We start from the raw sequence: 989 nt of genomic DNA, 5'->3' as shown, positions 1-989 counted from the left end.
GATTATGACTATTTATTTGGTCAGGCAAGCTGGCTGACAGACCGTTATAACGGCTATCGAGAGCGCGATGTGTTGACCGCGGGTTATGGTCGTCAGTTTTTGAATGGCCCGGTACACAGTTTCCGCTTTGAATTCGGTCCAGGTGTGCGTTACGACAAATATACCGACAATGCCAGTGAAACTCAGCCGCTGGGCTATGCCTCCGGTGCTTATGCATGGCAGTTGACTGACAACGCTAAATTTACGCAGGGTGTTTCCGTCTTTGGCGCGGAAGACACAACGCTGAACTCCGAAAGCGCATTAAATGTTGCTATTAATGAACATTTTGGACTGAAAGTGGCTTACAACGTCACATGGAACTCTGAACCTCCAGAGTCTGCACCGGAACATACCGATCGTCGGACAACCTTATCGCTGGGCTACAGCATGTAAAATTATCTGCCGGACCGTGTTATGCGGTCTGGCTGTCTTCGTTTGTCACTGCTCAGCCCCAAATCATTGCTGCCCAACGTAGCAACAACATAGCGCCACAGATTGCCAGTAGCACCACCACCATCTTCCAGTGTTTTTTATCAAAGCGTTTAGTCGGCATACCAGTGTCCTGCATATCTCTTGTGCGTGATAACGGAGTGTAACAAAAGGGACAGGCATCAAGGGATTTTTTGTTATTACAGCCGTCGGGTGGCGTTGTACACCTGATCACTGTTTCTGCGTTTTATGAAAAAAATAAAATTATGTATCGATATACAAATATCATAAATAGCTGGTTATAAATACGTTTTTAGTTCATCAGCACTAAAACTCAGGCTTTGGCTGATTGCATTAATAGCAGCATAATATGTTTCTACAGTTTTATAATGATTATGATGAATGGCTATATGAACAGCTGACATGTTTTCATGATTTTTAGCGGCCAACAGTGTGAATAATTGACGTTGACTAAAAGAATATTTTTTTGCAAAAGTACTCAGTGTTGATATATAAGATAA

2 protein-coding genes and 1 pseudogene are annotated in these 989 nt (G+C 43.1%); 1 reads left to right on the top strand and 2 read right to left on the bottom strand.

What is annotated here, in order from left to right; translation table 11 throughout:
- Window positions 1-432 (top strand): DUF481 domain-containing protein (locus E0D98_RS24755; protein WP_131891349.1); only part of this gene is annotated, 432 nt, incomplete at its 5' end.
- A 52-nt stretch (window positions 433-484) separates the two neighbouring features.
- Here the strand turns inward: E0D98_RS24755 and yniD are convergent.
- Window positions 485-592 (bottom strand): small membrane protein YniD, encoded by a 108-nt coding sequence (gene yniD, locus E0D98_RS24750; RefSeq protein WP_001142445.1) that lies wholly within the window; start codon window positions 590-592, stop codon window positions 485-487.
- Window positions 593-767: 175 nt separating this feature from the next.
- A pseudogene (locus E0D98_RS24745) lies at window positions 768-989 on the bottom strand (hypothetical protein); the annotation flags it as partial.

Origin of the sequence: Escherichia sp. KCJ4928, assembly GCF_004352695.1 — a bacterium.
Taxonomy (GTDB): domain Bacteria; phylum Pseudomonadota; class Gammaproteobacteria; order Enterobacterales; family Enterobacteriaceae; genus ECMA0423.
Note: the sequence above shows the minus strand (reverse complement) of the source record. Positions and strands in the feature narration are given on the sequence as shown.